This is a genomic window from Actinokineospora sp., from assembly GCF_050699995.1.
Classification (GTDB): Bacteria; Actinomycetota; Actinomycetes; order Mycobacteriales; family Pseudonocardiaceae; genus Actinokineospora.
In genome coordinates this window covers 1-16,998 of sequence record NZ_JBOHGC010000096.1, presented here as the reverse complement: position 1 = coordinate 16,998, position 16,998 = coordinate 1, and the positions used below count along the sequence as shown (strand labels likewise).

Sequence of the window (16,998 nt, the reverse complement as noted above, 5' to 3'; positions counted from 1 at the left end):
GCCGAGCCCGGCGCGCTCATCGGTTTCGCGGGTCCGCGGGTCATCGCCAATGCCACCCGGGAGACGCTGCCTTCCGGATTCCAGACCGCGGAGTACTTGCACGGCAAGGGGATGCTCGACCGCGTCGAGACGCGCAAAGGTTTGCGCCCGCTGCTGAGCAGGCTGCTCGCGGTCGCCGCCGCAAGCCCCGTGCGGCTCGTGGGCGAGATCCAGGCACCGGCGACGAACACCAGGACGGCGGCCGAGACGCTGCGGCTCGCCCGCGACATCAGCAGGCCGACCACGCGCGACTACCTCGACCTGATCGCGACGGACTTCATCGAACTCGGCGGCGACCGCTGCGTGCGCGACGACCCGGCGGTGATCGGCGGTCCCGCGCTCATCGCGGGCCGCTGGGTGATGGCGATCGGCCACCAGAAGGGCCATGACACCGCCGAACTGGTGAGCCGCAACTTCGGCATGCCGCACCCGGAGGGCTACCGCAAGGTCCTGCGGCTGGCCCGGCTCGCCGACCGGCTGAACCTGCCCATCGTCACCTTCGTCGACACCCAGGGCGCGGCGCCCGGCGTCGGCGCGGAGGAACGCGGCCAGGCGTGGGCGGTCGCCGAGTGCATCGCCGGGATGTCCGAGGTCGGTGTGCCCGTGGTCAGCGTGATCACCGGCGAGGGCGGCAGCGGCGGCGCGCTCGCCCTCGCCGTGGCCAACCGGGTCTTGATGCTGGAGAACACCTGCTACTCGGTCATCAGCCCGGAGAGCTGCTCGACGATCTTGTTCGGCGACCCGTCGCGCAGCGTCGAGGTCGCGGAGTCGCTGCGCGTCACCCCGACGGAGCTGCTGCGCCTCGGCGTGGTCGACGGCGTGATCGCCGAACCCGATGGCGGGGCCCAGCGGGCGCCCGACGAGGCGGCGGCGGCACTTCGGGCCGCGGTCCTCGCCACGCTGGATGAGCTGGGCGGGCTGAGCCGCGACGAACTGCGTGAACACAGGCACGAGAGGTTCCGAGGCATGGGGGTGACGGCGGATGGCTGAGACCGAGACCGACCGGGGGGAGACGCTGCGGCTGCTGCGGGAGGAGGTGGGCAGCCTGGTCAAGACGATCCCGGGCCCGGTGGCGTCGATCGCGCTGCGGATGGCGGACTGCTCGCTGGAGGTCACGTGGGACAACCAGCCTCGCGACCACCACCCACGTCGGGATGAGCCCGAGCACGTCGAGGAGCCGATCGCCGACCAAGAGGCCGGAACGGACATCGTGGCGCCGCTGGTCGGCACGTTCTACGTGGCGCCGGAGCCAGGCGCGGCGCCTTTCGTCCGGGTGGGCGACCACATCGAGGCGGGCGCCACGATCGGCATCGTCGAGGCGATGAAGCTGATGAACCCGGTCACCTCGACCGTGTCGGGCGAAGTGGTCCAGGTGGCGGTCGCCGACGGGGAGCCAGTCGAGTTCGGCCAGCCCTTGGTCCGGCTGCGGGAGACGCCGTCATGAGGCCGATCCGCACAGTCCTCATCGCCAACCGCGGCGAGATCGCCCTGCGGGTGGCACGCACCTGTCGGGAGATGGGCATCCGGGTCGTGGCCGTGCACTCCACGGCCGACCGGGACAGCGCCGTTGTCGACTTCGCCGACGAGTCCGTCCACATCGGACCGCCCGCGGCCCGCCGCAGCTACCTGTACATGCCCAATCTGATCGAGGCCGCGCTGCGGCACGGCGTCGACGCCATCCACCCGGGATACGGGTTCCTCTCCGAGGACCCGGACTTCGCCCAGGTGTGCGCCGACAACGGCATCGCGTTCATCGGACCGCCGCCCGCGGTGATGACCGAGCTCGGCGACAAGTCGCGGGTGCGCGCGCTGATGGCCGACGCGGGCCTGCCGGTGCTGCCCGGGAGCGACGGGACGGTGGCCACCGTCGAAGAGGCGCAGGACATCGGCGACCGCATCGGCTATCCGCAGGTGGTCAAGGCGGCTGCGGGCGGTGGCGGGCGGGGGATCGAGATCGTGTCCGCGGCCGTGGACCTGCCTGAGGTCTTCCGCCGGACCACGGCATTCGCCCGCCAGGTGTTCGGCAACGCCGACGTCTACCTGGAGCGCTACGTCGCCGCGGCGCGCCATGTCGAGGTGCAGCTGCTCGCGGACAGCCGCGGCACGGTCGTCCACTTGGGAGAGCGGGACTGCTCGCTGCAGCGCCGCAACCAGAAGCTGGTCGAGGAATCCCCGTCGCCGCTGCTGCCCGCGAAGGTGCGGGCCCGGCTCGGGGACTACGCCGTGGCCGGAGCGCGCGCACTCGGGTATGTCGGCGCGGGAACCATGGAGTTTCTGGTCGATCCCAGCGGCACCGTGACGTTCATGGAGATCAACGGCCGAATCCAGGTGGAGCACCCGGTGACGGAGATGCTGACCGGGCTGGACGTGGTCCGCGAGCAGATCCTCGTCGCGCAGGGACATCCGCTGTCCTTCGACCAGGCGTCCGTGCGGATGGACGGGGTGGCGATCGAGTGCCGGGTCAACGCCGAGGACCCGTCGGCGAACTTCCGGCCGACCCCGGGCAGGCTTGAGCGGTTCCACGTGCCCGGCGGGCCAGGGACCAGGGTCGACGCCGGTTTTCGCCAGGGTGACACGGTTCCGGCAAACTACGACTCGCTGGTGGCCAAGCTGGTCGTGTGGGCGCCGACCCGCCAGGAGGCGCTGGCCAGAGCCGACCGGGCGCTCGGCGAGTTCGTGATCTCGGGACCGGGAGTCGCGACGACGATCCCGCTGCTGCGCACGCTGCTGGCGCACCCATCGTTCGGCGACGCCACCCACACGACGAAGTTCGTCGACGAGCTGATGTCCGGGCATGTGCTCACTCCTTGGGTGGCCTAGCTTTCGCTGGGAAACGGGAGTCGGCGGACAGTCGCCGACTCCCGTTTCCTTTGCTGTCAGCGAACCGGGACCAGAACCGGTTCCGGTTCGGGCGTGGTGTCCTCCTTCAGTGGTGACGGCGGGACCCGCAGCACCCGGGCCGCCCACCCGGGCAGCCACCAGTTCCACTTGCCCATCATCGCCACTGTCGCGGGCACCAGCACCGAACGGATCAGGGTCGCGTCCAGGATGATGCCCAGCGCGATGCCGGACGAGAAGATCGCCACATCCAGTTCGCCGCCGGACGCCATCGAGGCGAAGGAGAAGAACAGGATCAGCGCCGCGCAGGTGACCAGGCGTCCGGTCCGGCCGACACCGTTGACCACGGCCTTGCGCGTGCTGCCGGTGCGGTCGTACTCCTCGCGCATCCGGGCGATGATGAAGACCTCGTAGTCCATCGACAGTCCATAGAGGAACGCGAAGATGGTGACCGGAACGAACGTGCCGATCGCGCCGTCGGGCTGGATGCCGAGCAGCGCTTGGGTGCCCCAACCCCACTGCCACAGCAGGACCATGGCGCCGAGCACCGCGCCGAGGGACAGCAGGTTGAGCAGGATCGCCTTCAGCGGCAGCAGCAGCGACCTGAACGCGCGGGCCAGCATGATGTACGTCGCCAGCGACAGGATCGCCAGCATCCATGGGAACGCGGTGTAGGTGACCTCCACGTAGTCCATCTGCTGGGTGACGTTGCCGCCGACGAGCACGCCGTCGGGCACGGTGTCCACCACCCGCCGGATGGTCTCCTCACCGGCCGCGGAGCCGCCCTCCGCGCTCGGCATGACCGTGATGACCGCCGACCCGTCCCGCGCCCACGCGTCGGTGTCCGCCGTCGCCACCCCGTGCACGCCGGGCAGGCCACGAACGAGTGACACGACGCCGTCCGGCGAGGTGCCCGGCGGGACGAAGACGTCGAAGGAGGTCAGCACACCCGAGGGCACCCCGGCGTCGGTCAGCGCGGCGAGACCGTCGTGGCCCGGGCCGGACCGCGCGAGGTTCCCCGTCTGCGGCACCTTGAGATTGATGCCGAGCGCCACCAGCGAAAGGGCCACCAGGACCCCGGCGGCGAGCACGGCGGCGACGACCCGGAACCGCACGACGATCTCGGCCCACTTCGTCCACATGCGGCCCGCGGAGTCCTCGCGCGTGTCGACCCGCTTCTTCCGGTCGAGCCTGCGACCGGACCTGGCCAGCACCAGCGGAAGCAGGGTCAGCGAGACAACCGCCGAAGCCGCCGTGACCAGGGTGCCGCCGACGCCGAGGCTGCGCAGCAGCGGGATCGGCAGCACGATCATCGTCACCAGGCCGATCGCCACGGCGGCGCTGCTGAACACGATCGCGTGACCGGCGGTGGCCATCGCCCGGTGCACGGCGGCGTCGCCCTCGACCCCGTGGGCCCGTTCCTCCCGCCATCGGGTGACCAGAATCAGCGCGTAGTCGATGGCGATGCCGATCCCGAACAGCGGCAACATGATCAGCGTCGTCTCGTGCACCTCGATGAACAGGCTCGCCACGAGCAGCCCCACGAACGACACCGGAATCGCGACGAACGCCGTCAGCAGCGGAACGAAGGCCAGCGACGACCGGAACACCCAGGCGAGCACGAGAATGGCCGCCGCGATCGTGACCAGCAGCTTCACCGGCACGTTGAGTCCGCCCGTGTCGGCGCCGGTCGCGAGCGGGTCCAGGCCGGTGACGTGCAGGGCGGCTCCCGTGGGCAGCCGCGGCCGCATCGCGTCGGAGATCACCGAGTCGAGGACCGCGCCCTCGCCCAGCGCGCTGCCCGGAAGGCCGCCCTGCTCCACGGGACCGCCGAAAACCAACCCGAAAGTGGTACGCCCGTCGGCGCCGACGAACACGCGGTCGCCGGTGTCGGCGAACGACACGACCCGGCCCTTCGTCTCCCGCGCCGCCGCGTCGAACGCCTCGCCGAGCCGGTCGCGAACACCCGGCGACTCGACCGTCACCCCTTCGGGGAGCGTGACGACGGGCAGGAAGGGCCGCTCGTAACCGCCCGTGCCATAGGTGGACATGATGCGCTGATTCGCCTCATAGCCGGGCAGACCCGGATAGGCGTTGCGCTCGGAGACCGACGGCAGCAGCAGCGCGATCGCACCGCCACCGGCCAGCAGCAGGACCAGGGTCAGCACGCCGACCAGGCGTTTGCGCCCCAACACGAACCTGGACAGAGTTTCCATGACACAAGGTCACCAGGAAGATCTTCAGGCGCTCTGCGACCGGTCTTAGAGTTCTCTGTCAAACCCGGTATCCGCGCCCGCCTTGGGACACACTGAACGCGTGACTGACACTCCGATACGGGTCCTGGTCGTCGACGACGAGCGCTACCTGGCAGATCTCGTGGCCACGGCACTGCGCTACGAGGGGTTCGAGACGACCACAGCGCGGTCCGGGCGTGAGGCCATGAGCCGGGTGGAGACGTTCGTCCCCGACCTGATCGTCCTCGACGTGATGCTGCCCGACGGTTCCGGCATCGACATCTGCCGCAAACTCCGCCGCGACGGCATCGAGGCGCCCGTGGTTTTCCTGACCGCGCGCGACGCCACAGAGGACAAGATCACGGGCTTGACCGTCGGCGGCGACGACTACGTCACCAAGCCGTTCAGCCTGGAGGAACTCGTTGTACGGGTGCGGGCCGTGCTGCGCCGAACCCGGCCCGGCGCTCGCACTGGCGGCGTGCTGACTTTCGCGGACCTGGAGATCGATGAGGACGCGCACGCCGCGCGCCGCCATGGGGAGCTGATCGACCTCACCCCGACCGAGTTCAAACTGTTGCGCTACCTGGTGTCCAACGCCGGCCGGGTGCTGTCCAAGCGGCAGATCCTCGACCACGTCTGGGAATACGACTTCGGCGGCAACGACGGCGTCGTGCAGACCTACATCTCCTACCTGCGCCGCAAGGTCGACGCGTTCGAGCCGCCGTTGATCCACACCATCGCCCGCGTCGGCTATGTGGTGCGGATGCCGGAGGCGCGCAAGGGTGCGACGGCCTGATGTCTCTGCGCAAGCGGCTCGTCCTGACGATGATGGGCCTGCTCGTCCTCGCACTGGGCGCCTCCGTCGGCGCGATCTTCGGCGCGCTGCAGGACTGGTCCGGCGACGCCAACGATGATGTCCTGGCCACTGTCGGCCGTGAGGTGCGCGCCGATCTCCTGGCAGGCAGGCAACTCGCGCGCGACGCGCCCGGGCCTTGGCGGGCCGCCGCCGAGAAGGGCGAGATCCCCTCGTTCTTCCAGGTGCGCGGCGCGGATGGGCAGGTGCTGCGAACGGTGTCGTTCGGCGCTGTCCCCGAGTTGCCGGACCCGCTGACCCCCGCCCTGTGGCCGCGCGAGCTGACCGCCGAGAATCCCGACGGCGAGTGGTTCGCCGACGTGGACGGGAACTGGCTGGTGCGCACGTCGCGGCTGGCCGAGCGCGGTGCCATCGTCGTGGTCGCCATGCGCACCGAGAAGGCCGATGAGCTGATCTCGCGGGTCACCAACGTCGCGATCATCACCAGCGCGGTCGCCATTGTCGCACTGGCCCTGTTGTCGCCGCGCGTGGTGCGCCGGAGCCTGCGTCCGCTCGATGACATCTCCGAGACCGCTGCCGCCATTGGCTCAGGCGACTTGACCCGCCGGATCGACGGTGCCGATGCCCGAACGGAAGTCGGCAGACTCGGCACCGCCCTCAACGCGATGCTCGGCCAGATCGAGTCCGCCTTCCGTGAGCGGGAGTCGTCTGAGACCCGCCTCCGCCGCTTCATCGCCGACGCGTCCCACGAACTGCGCACCCCGGTCGCGACCATCCGCGGATACGCCGAACTCTTCCGCCGGGGAGCCGCCGCCCGTCCGGACGACCTCGCCATGGCGATGCGCCGGATCGAGTCGGAGGCGGAACGGATGGGTGTGCTGGTGGACGAGATGCTGCTCCTCGCCCGCCTCGACCAAGGAAGACCACTGGAACGCGAACCGGTCCCGTTGGCCGCCCTGGCAACCGACGCGGTGGCCGACGCGAACGCCGCGTCCCCCGACCATCGCTTCGAGCTGGAGGCCACACCGGTTTCGGTCGCCGGAGACGCGGATCGGCTGCGGCAGGTGCTGGGAAATTTGTTGGCGAACGTCATCCAGCACACGCCCCCGGGGACGAGCGCGGTTGTCCGAGTGCGCCCGGAGGACCACGACGCGGTCGTGGAGGTCGCCGACAATGGCCCGGGGGTCGCGGTGGACGACCTGCCGCACGTGTTCGAACGCTTCTACCGCGGGGATTCGGAGCGGCTGCGCGATCATGGTGGCGCGGGTCTCGGACTATCCATTGTGTCCTCGGTGGCCGCTGCCCACGGCGGCTCCGCGACGGTGAGGTCGAATGGGGAAAGCGGGACAACGTTCGTGGTTCGCTTGCCGCTGGGAGATGTCCGCGCCGACCTCCATGGCTAGCAGGCGCTAGGCCGACCACCACCGGTTGCCGGATGGCCGGGCGAATCCGTTCCCGCACTGTGCGCTCGCGCTTGAACAGTTTGCGTTGCACGCGCGACGGGAGGGGGAGGGGCGATGGTCGCGTCGATCACGGCACCGTCCGATTCGGAGACCGGCCAGGCTGGAGCGTGCTCATCCATCATCAGGACTCCTCGTGACGTCGTGTCACTAGGAGTCGCCTGCCGACCCGGTTTTGTAACAGGCCGTCTAGCCCCGGTGTCGCGATCGGAACGCCGCCACGTGAACGCGATTCGCACACCGCGGTGAGCAGAAGCGCTTCGCCTGGTTGGTGGAGCTGTCGAGGTAGTAGTTCCCGCATCCCTCCGCCGCGCAGTGGCCCCACCGGCTCAGCGGGTGCCGCACGAGCGCCTGTGCGAGTCCCCACGCGGACGCGGCGGCGACCTCGGTGGCGGGGGAGGCGTCCGGGTCGGCCACGTGGATGTGCCAGCCGCCGGCGCCGTGGCCCGAGACCCGGGGGCGCGGCGGGTGTTCGGCCAGCAGCCCGTTCACCGACGTCAGTGCCGCATCCCCGTCCCCGCGCACCGCCGCGTCCAGGGTGGTGCGGATCGTGGTGGCGACGGTGCGCAGGGTCTCGACGTCGGCGGAGGTCGCCCGCGAGGACCACCAAGGTTCGTCGTGCAGTGCCGCCTGGAGTCCGGGGAGGTCCAGCAGGTCGGCGTTCGCGAGCCGGAGGGCCACGTCGAGGTAATCAGCGTTGTCCACAGGCGGTCCTTACGGCTACTGTCAGGTGCGAAACACGTTCTCACACCTTACCCGGACGGTGGACCATGCGTGACCTGCGTCAAGTGCTGCGTCTCGCCGTCCCCGCGCTGCCGGTGCTGGCCGCCGAGCCGCTCTACCTGCTCGTCGACACCGCCGTCGTCGGTCACCTCGGCGCCAGGGAACTCGGGGCGCTGGGGGTGGGGGCGATCGTCCTCGCGGTCCTGTCGACCCAGTTGACCTTCCTGTCCTACGGCACCACCGCCCGCGCCGCCCGGCTCCACGGCGCGGGCAGACGCGCGGACGCGGTGGCCGAGGGGATCCAGGCGACCTGGCTGGCGCTCGCCGTCGGTGTCGTGATCGTCGGGGTCGGCCAGCTCCTGGCCGGTCCCATCGCCCGCGCGCTGGCCGGGCCGGGCGATCTCGCGGACGCGGCCACCGGCTGGCTGCGCATCGCCCTCCTCGGCGTCCCGATGATCTTGGTGACCCTCGCGGGCAACGGCTGGATGCGCGGAGTGCAGGACACCGGGCGACCCCTGCGCTACGTCCTCGCGGGCAACGCGACCTCCGCCGTCCTCTGCCCGTTCCTCGTCCACGGGCTCGACTGGGGCCTCGACGGCTCGGCCGTGGCCAACGTCGCCGGTCAGCTGCTTGCCGGTGGGCTCTTCCTGCGCGCGCTCATGTCCGAACGCGTGGAACGCCGACCGCACCCGAAGATCATGCGCGCCCAACTGGTCCTCGGCCGCGATCTGATCCTGCGCAGCCTGGCGTTCCAGGCCTGCTTCGTCTCCGCCGCCGCGGTCGCCGCGCGGACCTCCGTCGGCGCGGTCGGCGCGCACCAGGTCGTGCTCCAGTTGTGGACGTTCCTCGCCCTGGTGCTCGACTCCCTCGCCATCGCCGCGCAGTCCCTCGTGGGCGCGGCCCTCGGGGCCGGGGACGACAAGCGGGCCAGGGTGCTCGCCCGCAAGCTCACCGGCTATGGGCTCGTCTTCGGCTGCGCGCTCGGGGTCGTCTTCGCCGCTCTCGCCGGTCTGCTGCCGCTCGCCTTCACGACTGATCCCGTTGTCCTGCAAGAGATCCCGCACGCCTGGTGGTTCTTCGTCGCGCTGCAGCCGGTCGCGGGCGTGGTGTTCGCGCTTGACGGCGTGCTCCTCGGCGCGGGTGACGCGCGCTTCCTGCGCACGGCGACGCTCGCCGGCGCGGTCCTCGGATTCCTCCCGCTTGTCTGGATCTCACACGTGCTCGGTTGGGGACTGATCGGCATCTGGACCGGCCTGAGCCTGTTCATGGTGATCCGCCTGGCCACGATCCTCGCCCGAATCCGGGCGGGCCGCTGGGCCGTCGTCGGAGCGTCCACTTAGGACTGTGACCGAGAACACGGTTAGCTAGGCTAACAATCTTTCGGTTCAGAAAGACACACTGGTCGAGACCACTTCGCGAAGACGGGAGAGCCGCCGTGTCGGGCACCACGCGCACCGCGCTGGTGATCTGGGCAACCGCGGCCACGGTCTACCTCCTCGCGGTGTTCAACCGCACGTCCCTCGGTGTCGCGGGCCTGCAAGCCGCCGCCCGCTTCGACATCGGCCCCGCCGCGCTCGGTGTGTTCACGGTCCTGCAGATCGGCGTCTACGCCGCCATGCAGATCCCCACCGGCCTGCTCGTCGACCGCTTCGGCCCGCGCCGCACCCTCACCGCGGCGGCCATCCTCATCGGACTAGGCCAGCTCCTGTTCGCCCTCGCCCCGTCCTACGGCATCGCCTTGCTCGCGCGCGGCGTGCTCGGCCTCGGCGACGCGATGACGTTCGTCAGCGTCCTGCGCCTCGTCGCCGCCTACTACCCGCCGCGCCGCTACGCCACGGTCACCGCCATCACCGCCGCCCTGGGCACGGTAGGCAACCTCGCCTCGACCGTCCCGCTGACCTTCGCCCTGGCTCATGCGGGCTGGGTGTGGACCTTCGCCGTCACCGGCGCCGTCACCATGGCCTACGCGGGCATCGTGGCCTGGCGCGTTCGGGACACCCCGGCGGGCGCCCCGGTCCACCGGTCGACCGCGTCGACCCTGTCCGAAGTGGTCGACCAGGTCCGGCGGGCCTGGCAGACGCCCGGCACCCGGCTCGGGTTCTGGGTCCACTTCTCCACCATGTTCGCGCCGTCGGTGCTCGGCCTGCTGTGGGGATTCCCGTACCTGGTCAAGGCGCAGGGCATGTCCGAGGCCGCCGCGGGCGGGGTGCTGAGCCTGCTCGTGGTGATGGCGGGCGTGACCGGCCCGGTCATCGGCGAGGTCACCGGCCGCAGGCCCGCGCTGCGGGTGCCGATCGTCGCCGCGTATATCGCCATCTCCGTCGGTGTGTGGGCGGTGCTGCTCGGCTGGCCCGGCGGGGTCGTCCCGGCGCCGCTGGTGACCGTCGCGTTCGGCTTCATCGCCATCGGCGGCCCGCTGTCCGGCGTCGGGTTCGCCCTCGCCCGCGACTACAACCCGATCGTGCGGGTCGGGACGGCCAGCGGCGTGGTCAACGTCGGCGGCTTCTTCGCGATCACCGTCACCACCCTCGCCATCGGGTTGCTCCTCGGCGACGACTCCAACCAGGCCGACGCGGCCGCGTTCCGCGTCGCTTTCCTTGCCATAGCGGTGATGCTGCTCTTCGGCGCGTGGCGCACCGGCGTCTGGTGGCGGCGTGCCCGGGCCGCCGTCCTGGCCGCGGACGCCCGTGGCGAGTCGGTGCCAGTGGTCATCCAGCGTCGCTCCTGGGACATCCGGACGCACGCGGATTCAGCGTCGTCATAGGATTCCCGCTCGTGTCTCGCCCCAGCCAGCGCCAGCCCGTCGCCCCCGGTCTCCTTGTCGTCGACAAGGCACCCGGGATGACCTCGCACGACGTCGTCGCCCGTGTCCGCCGCATCATCGGCACCCGCAAGGTCGGCCACGCCGGCACCCTCGACCCGATGGCGACCGGCGTCCTCGTGCTGGGGGTCGAGCGGGCCACGAAGCTCCTGGGCCACCTCGCGCTCGACCGCAAGACCTACCTGGCCACCATCCGCCTCGGCGCGGGCACGACCACCGACGACGCCGAAGGCGAATTCCTCGGCGAGCCCGACCCGGCAGCCCTGGCGGCGGTCACCGACGAGGCCATCGCGGCAGGCATCGCCGCGCTGACCGGCGCGATCGAGCAGGTCCCGAGCTCGGTGAGCGCGGTCAAGATCGACGGAAAGCGCGCCTACGCCCGCGTCCGCGCGGGCGAGGACGTCCAGATCCCGGCCCGCCCGGTCACCGTGTTCCGCTTCGACCTGCTCGGCACCCAGCGCGCAGAGGACGGGATCGACCTGGACGTGATGGTCGACTGCTCTTCGGGCACCTATGTGCGCGCCCTGGCCCGCGACCTGGGCGCGGCCCTGGGCGTCGGCGGCCACCTCGCGGCGCTGCGCCGCACCCGCGTCGGCCCGTTCGACCTGCGCCTGGCCCGCACGCTGGAGCAGCTGGAGACCGACCCGGCCCTGTCGCTGGACATGGAGGGCGCCGTCGCCGCGGCCTTCCCCCGCCGCGACCTGGGCAAGGCCGAAACCACCGCACTCGCCCACGGCCGCAAACTCCCCGCGGCGGGCATCGAGGGCACCTACGGCATCTTCGACCCGGCGGGCAAGGCCGTGGCCCTGGGCGTCGACGAGGGCACCACCTCCCGCGCGTTGGTCGTCCTCAACGTCCCGTAGCGCCGGTAAACGGATGCCTCTGGCGCTTCGGCGCGGACGCCACAGCCGAGGCGGTGCGGACCTGGAGCCCGGACGGGCGGATTCTCGCCGTCGGCCTGCTCGACGGTCCCGAGCTGCTGCGACTGACGATCACCATTCGCGAGTCCAACGTTCAAACAGCGAGTCCAACGTTCAGGACAGCGAGTTCGACGTTCGTCACGTGGAGTCCGCGATCGGGAATCGCACAGCCTCATACCGAAGCCACAACGCCACGCTCCGAACGTTGGACTCGCCGTTCTTGACGTTGGTGCATCGCGACTACCGCGGCCACGGCCAACGTCGGCGCCGTCGCCACCTACAAGGCGGCGGGCTTCAAGCAACGCCCCGAGACCCGGGACTTGAGCCGGGTCGTGAACGCGGCATTCATCGGCTTGAACGTTCGGGAACGTCGTCCCCAGGTGTGACGGGACACGGTGGCGTGGTTATCAAGAGCCACTAGGGTGGAACCGTGCAGCGATGGCGCGGACTTGAGGACCTTCCGAGTGGGTGGGGTCGCTGTGTGGCGACCATCGGCGTGTTCGACGGTGTGCACCGCGGACACCAGGAGCTGATCAGCCGGGCGGTCGAGATCGCCCGGGACCGGGGTCTGCCCTGCGTCCTGGTGACGTTCGACCCGCACCCGTCCGAGGTGGTCCGCCCCGGCAGCCACCCGGCCCAGCTCACCACCCTGCGCCGCAAGGCCGAGCTGGTCGAGAGCCTCGGCGTGGACGCCCTGTGTGTGTTGCCCTTCACCCCCGAGCTGTCCAAGGTCACCGCCGAGGAGTTCGTGCACGAGGTGCTCGTCGAGCGCCTGCACATCGCCGCCGTCGTGGTGGGCGAGAACTTCACCTTCGGCAACCGCGCGCTCGGCAACGTCGAGTTGCTGACCAAGCTGGGCCACCGCTTCGGCTTCTCCACCGAGGGCGCCAAGCTCGTCACCGCCGACTCCAGCGGCGAGATCACCTTCTCCTCCACCTACATCCGCGCCTGCATCGACGCCGGGGACGTCCGGGCCGCGCAGGCCGCGCTGGGGCGGCCGCACCGGCTCGAAGGAATCGTCGTGCGCGGCGACGGCCGCGGCCACGAGCTGGGTTTCCCCACGGCCAACCTCTCCACCCCGCGCTTCGCCGCCGTGCCCGCCGACGGTGTCTACGCGTGCCAGTTCACCCTGCTCAACAGCGCCAACCGCGGCCCGCTGACCGCCGCGGTGTCCGTCGGCACCAACCCGACGTTCTCCGGCCGCGAGCGCCGGGTCGAGGCGTTCGTGCTCGACGTCGACGAGGACTTCTACGGGCAGCGGGTGGCCATCGACTTCGTCGAGCGGTTGCGCGCCATGGAGAAGTACCCCTCCTCGGAGGCCCTGGTCGAGCAGATGCACCTCGACGTCGCCCGCACCCGCGAGCTCCTTGACACCGAGTAACCGATTCGCCCACGAGCGTCGCATGAGCCTGGCAAGATAACCGCAGGCAGACGTCAAGAGAGAGGCGAACGTGGAGGACCACAAGATCGTCCAGCGCAACATCGCGCTGCAGCGGGAGTGGTACGGGGAGCCCCTTGGCGATCGTGTCCGCAGACTGGTGGTCGCCTTCGACGTCTCCCAGGCCGGCCTCGCCGACGTGCTGGGGATCAGCGCGCCGATGCTGAGCCAGGTCATGAGCGGCCGCCGCGCCAAGATCGGCAACCCCGCGGTCCTCGCCCGGCTGATCATGCTCGAACGCAAGATCCTCACGCCCGACGTCGCCTCCGGCCGCCGCGAGGCACTGCAGCGCGCGCTCGACGACGTCCGCTCCTCCAAGCCCGCCGTGACCAGGGACAACCTGCCCGTCGACGTCGGCCGCAGCGCGATCATGGCGCTGCGCAGGCTCATCCCGTCCGACCACCTCACCGAGGCCGCCGCGGCGCTCGACGGCCGTTTCCCCGAACTCGCCGAGCTGCTCCGGCACGCCGGAAAGCGAACATGACCAGGCTTTTCACCGCGTTCCCCCTGCCCGACCCGGTCTCAGACCACTTGGCCGACTACCTCCCGAAACTTCCTGCGGGCGTGAAATCGCTCGGCCGCGACACCTGGCACATCACCGTCGTCTTCCACGGCGAGGACGACCTGCGGGCCCGGGTCGCCGCCCTCGAGGAAATCGACATGACACTGCCCGCTCCGCGCCTTAGGCTGCGCGGGTCGGGAACGTTCCCCGGAGTCGGCTGGATCGGAGTCCAGGCCGACGGCGCCCTCCCCGCGATCGTCGCGGCGGCCGGTCGCAGCCCCGAGGAGTACATCCCGCACGTGACCATCGCTCGGTGGCCCAAGGACCAGCAGGTCCAGCTGGGTCTCGACGATTACACCGGCCCTGAGTGGACCCCGAGTGAGCTCGTCCTCTTCACGAGCGAGCGCGGGCCTGTCTACACGCCGATCGGCCAGGTCAGGCTGCTCCACGCGGAGCAACCGAGGCCTACCTGCTAACCTTGGTGATTGGGTCCGGCTGCAGTCCGTGGCGGCCGGTACCGACTCACCCGAGTGTGAAATCCCAGCTCGGGCCGCACGGGACAGATGAACAAGGAGTTGACGAGTGGCTCTGTCCACCGACCAGAAGAAGACGATCCTCACCGAGTACGGCGTGCACGACTCGGACACTGGATCACCCGAGGCCCAGATCGCGCTCCTCACCAAGCGCATCAAGGACCTCACCGAACACCTCAAGATGCACAAGCACGACCACCACTCGCGTCGTGGTCTGCTGCTGCTCGTCGGCCGTCGCCGTCGGCTGCTCAACTACCTGACGAAGGTGGACATCGAGCGCTACCGGTCGCTGATCCAGCGACTCGGCCTGCGCCGATAGCGTGACCTTGGGGGGAGTGGCCATCAGGCCACTCCCCCCACCCAAAACTCAACAAAGACGCAGAACACAACAGAGCCAGCACGCCGCGCACCACGGGACCAAGTTCGCCGGTCCTCGGTAGTGGTTCCCGGGTACAGCCGACCGACACAGGGAGTGTCGTGTGGCCCCGAGGACTTCGATCGAAGACCGGCCTCGTCCGAACCGCGCCCGTGCTCGGGTTGCGCGCTGGCTCGCATACGAGGAGTACCGAATACATGACTGAAAACACCGTGCACGAGTCGACTGCCGTCATCGATAACGGCAAGTACGGCACGCGCACCATCCGCTTCGAGACGGGCCGCCTGGCCCGCCAGGCCGCGGGCAGTGTCGTGGCCTACCTCGACGAGGAGACCATGCTGCTGTCGGCGACGACCGCGTCGAAGCACCCGAAGGAGCACTTCGACTTCTTCCCGCTGACCGTGGACGTCGAAGAGCGCATGTACGCCGTGGGTCGCATCCCCGGCGCGTTCTTCCGCCGTGAAGGCCGTCCGTCCACGGACGCCGTCCTCACCTGCCGGCTCATCGACCGCCCGCTGCGCCCGTCGTTCGTCGACGGTCTCCGCAACGAGATCCAGGTCGTGATCACCGTCCAGTCCCTGAACCCGCAGGACCTCTACGACGTCGTGGCGATCAACGCCGCGTCGGCGTCCACCCAGCTCGCCGGGCTGCCCTTCTCGGGCCCCATCGGCGCTGTGCGGGTCGCGCTCGTCGGGGACCAGTGGATCGCGTTCCCGACCTACGAGCAGCTCAAGACCGCTGTGTTCGACATGGTCGTCGCCGGTCGTGTCGTGAACGACGATGTCGCGATCATGATGGTCGAGGCCGAGGCCACCGACAACGTGATCGACCTGATCGCCGAGGGCGCCACCGCGCCGACCGAAGAGGTCGTCGCCCAGGGCCTCGAGGCCGCCAAGCCGTTCATCAAGGTCCTGTGCGACGCGCAGGCCGAGCTCGCCGCCAACGCCGCCAAGGCGACCGGTGAGTTCCCGACCTACCCCGCCTACCAGCCCGACGCCTACGACGCCGTCGCGGCGGCCGTGAGCGACGAGCTCGCGCAGGCGCTGACCATCGCGGGCAAGCAGGACCGTGAGTCCCGCATCGACGAGGTCAAGGCCCTGTGCCTGGAGAAGGTCGGCGCCCAGGAGGCGTTCGAGGGTCGCGAGAAGGAGATCGGCGCGGCGTTCCGCTCGCTGAACAAGAAGCTGGTCCGCCAGCGCATCCTGCGCGACAAGGTCCGCATCGACGGCCGCGGCCTGACCGACATCCGCAGCCTGTCCGCCGAGGTCGCGCTCATCCCGCGCGCCCACGGCTCGGCGCTGTTCGAGCGCGGCGAGACCCAGATCCTGGGTGTCACCACGCTGAACATGCTGCGCTTGGAGCAGCAGATCGACTCGCTGTCCCCCGAGACGCACAAGCGCTACATGCACCACTACAACTTCCCGCCGTTCTCCACCGGTGAGACCGGTCGCGTCGGTTCGCCGAAGCGCCGCGAGATCGGCCACGGCGCGCTGGCCGAGCGGGCGCTCATGCCCGTTCTCCCCAAGCGTGACGAGTGCCCCTACGCGATCCGCCAGGTCTCCGAGGCCCTGAGCTCCAACGGCTCGACCTCGATGGGCTCGGTCTGCGCGTCCACCCTGTCGCTGCTCAACGCCGGTGTGCCGCTCAAGGCGCCGGTCTCGGGCATCGCCATGGGCCTTGTGTCCGATGAGGTCGACGGCAAGACGGAGTACGTCGCGCTGACCGACATCCTCGGCGCCGAGGACGCGTTCGGCGACATGGACTTCAAGGTCGCGGGCACGAAGCAGTTCGTCACCGCGCTGCAGCTCGACACCAAGCTCGACGGCATCCCGTCCGACGTGCTGGCCAAGGCGCTCGACCAGGCCAAGGACGCCCGGTACACGATCCTCGAGGTCATGGCCGAGGCGATCGACGGCCCGGACGAGATGTCGCCGTACAGCCCGCGGGTCACCAGCGTGAAGATCCCGGTCGACAAGATCGGCGAGGTCATCGGCCCGAAGGGCAAGATGATCAACTCGATCACCGAGCAGACCGGCGCCGACATCTCCATCGAGGATGACGGCACGATCTACGTCGGTGCCGCGGACGGCCCGTCCGCCGAGGCGGCGATCGGCATGATCAACGCCATCGCGAACCCGCAGATGCCGAAGGTGGGCGAGCGGTTCCTGGGCACGGTGGTCAAGACCGCCGCGTTCGGCGCGTTCGTCTCGCTGCTGCCGGGCAAGGACGGCCTGGTTCACATCTCCAAGCTGCGTGCCCTGGCCGGCGGCAAGCGGGTCGAGAGCGTCGACGACGTGGTC

The 16,998-nt window shown here is 70.1% G+C and carries 15 protein-coding genes and 1 pseudogene; 14 read left to right on the top strand and 2 right to left on the bottom strand.

Annotated features, from left to right (window positions below; genetic code table 11):
- The 3 genes from accA to ACRDSQ_RS05695 all read left to right on the top strand — a co-directional run.
- The coding region (accA, locus tag ACRDSQ_RS05705) for an acetyl-CoA carboxylase carboxyl transferase subunit alpha (RefSeq protein ID WP_431419416.1) at window positions 1-1,029 on the top strand (1,029 nt) is incomplete at its 5' end.
- Window positions 1,022-1,483 (top strand): acetyl-CoA carboxylase biotin carboxyl carrier protein, encoded by a 462-nt coding sequence (locus ACRDSQ_RS05700; RefSeq protein ID WP_431419415.1) that lies wholly within the window; start codon window positions 1,022-1,024, stop codon window positions 1,481-1,483. The genes accA and ACRDSQ_RS05700, both read left to right, overlap by 8 nt.
- The gene (locus tag ACRDSQ_RS05695) at window positions 1,480-2,859 is read left to right on the top strand and encodes an acetyl-CoA carboxylase biotin carboxylase subunit (RefSeq protein ID WP_431419413.1); all 1,380 of its coding nucleotides are present in this window, start codon (window positions 1,480-1,482) and stop codon (window positions 2,857-2,859) included. Before ACRDSQ_RS05700 ends, ACRDSQ_RS05695 begins: the two co-directional genes overlap by 4 nt.
- Before the next feature lie 56 nt (window positions 2,860-2,915).
- Here ACRDSQ_RS05695 and ACRDSQ_RS05690 read toward each other — a convergent pair whose 3' ends face one another.
- Window positions 2,916-5,093, bottom strand: a complete 2,178-nt coding sequence (locus ACRDSQ_RS05690; RefSeq protein ID WP_431419411.1) for an MMPL family transporter — start codon at window positions 5,091-5,093, stop codon at window positions 2,916-2,918.
- Window positions 5,094-5,193: 100 nt separating this feature from the next.
- Between ACRDSQ_RS05690 and ACRDSQ_RS05685 the strand changes: the two genes are divergently transcribed.
- Complete coding sequence (locus ACRDSQ_RS05685; protein ID WP_431419409.1) at window positions 5,194-5,907, top strand: response regulator transcription factor; 714 nt, start codon at window positions 5,194-5,196, stop codon at window positions 5,905-5,907.
- A complete protein-coding gene (locus tag ACRDSQ_RS05680; protein ID WP_431419408.1) occupies window positions 5,907-7,328 on the top strand; it encodes a sensor histidine kinase in 1,422 nt (473 codons plus the stop codon). The genes ACRDSQ_RS05685 and ACRDSQ_RS05680 overlap by 1 nt, the downstream gene beginning before the upstream one ends.
- Before the next feature lie 246 nt (window positions 7,329-7,574).
- On the opposite strand, the gene ACRDSQ_RS05675 is transcribed toward ACRDSQ_RS05680, so the two are convergent.
- Window positions 7,575-8,090, bottom strand: coding sequence for a CGNR zinc finger domain-containing protein (locus ACRDSQ_RS05675; protein ID WP_431419406.1), 516 nt, complete (start codon window positions 8,088-8,090; stop codon window positions 7,575-7,577).
- Window positions 8,091-8,155: 65 nt separating this feature from the next.
- Here ACRDSQ_RS05675 and ACRDSQ_RS05670 point away from each other — a divergent pair, with 65 nt between their 5' ends.
- The 9 genes and pseudogenes from ACRDSQ_RS05670 to ACRDSQ_RS05630 form a co-directional block, all read left to right on the top strand.
- Window positions 8,156-9,448, top strand: coding sequence for an MATE family efflux transporter (locus ACRDSQ_RS05670; protein WP_431419405.1), 1,293 nt, complete (start codon window positions 8,156-8,158; stop codon window positions 9,446-9,448).
- A gap of 95 nt (window positions 9,449-9,543) precedes the next feature.
- Window positions 9,544-10,872 (top strand): MFS transporter, encoded by a 1,329-nt coding sequence (locus ACRDSQ_RS05665; protein WP_431419403.1) that lies wholly within the window; start codon window positions 9,544-9,546, stop codon window positions 10,870-10,872.
- Window positions 10,873-10,883: 11 nt separating this feature from the next.
- Window positions 10,884-11,792, top strand: coding sequence for a tRNA pseudouridine(55) synthase TruB (gene truB, locus ACRDSQ_RS05660; protein ID WP_431419402.1), 909 nt, complete (start codon window positions 10,884-10,886; stop codon window positions 11,790-11,792).
- An 11-nt stretch (window positions 11,793-11,803) separates the two neighbouring features.
- Window positions 11,804-11,923: pseudogene (locus ACRDSQ_RS05655) on the top strand (GNAT family N-acetyltransferase); the annotation flags it as partial.
- Between the two features lie 356 nt (window positions 11,924-12,279).
- On the top strand, window positions 12,280-13,230 hold the full coding sequence (locus ACRDSQ_RS05650; RefSeq protein WP_431419400.1) for a bifunctional riboflavin kinase/FAD synthetase: 951 nt from the start codon (window positions 12,280-12,282) through the stop codon (window positions 13,228-13,230).
- Between the two features lie 70 nt (window positions 13,231-13,300).
- Window positions 13,301-13,771 (top strand): XRE family transcriptional regulator, encoded by a 471-nt coding sequence (locus tag ACRDSQ_RS05645; protein WP_431419398.1) that lies wholly within the window; start codon window positions 13,301-13,303, stop codon window positions 13,769-13,771.
- Window positions 13,768-14,265, top strand: coding sequence for a 2'-5' RNA ligase family protein (locus ACRDSQ_RS05640; RefSeq protein ID WP_431419396.1), 498 nt, complete (start codon window positions 13,768-13,770; stop codon window positions 14,263-14,265). The genes ACRDSQ_RS05645 and ACRDSQ_RS05640 overlap by 4 nt, the downstream gene beginning before the upstream one ends.
- A 106-nt stretch (window positions 14,266-14,371) precedes the next feature.
- On the top strand, window positions 14,372-14,641 hold the full coding sequence (gene rpsO, locus ACRDSQ_RS05635; RefSeq protein ID WP_091371089.1) for a 30S ribosomal protein S15: 270 nt from the start codon (window positions 14,372-14,374) through the stop codon (window positions 14,639-14,641).
- Between the two features lie 254 nt (window positions 14,642-14,895).
- Window positions 14,896-16,998: polyribonucleotide nucleotidyltransferase (locus tag ACRDSQ_RS05630; RefSeq protein ID WP_431419394.1), on the top strand; the 2,103-nt coding region annotated here is incomplete at its 3' end.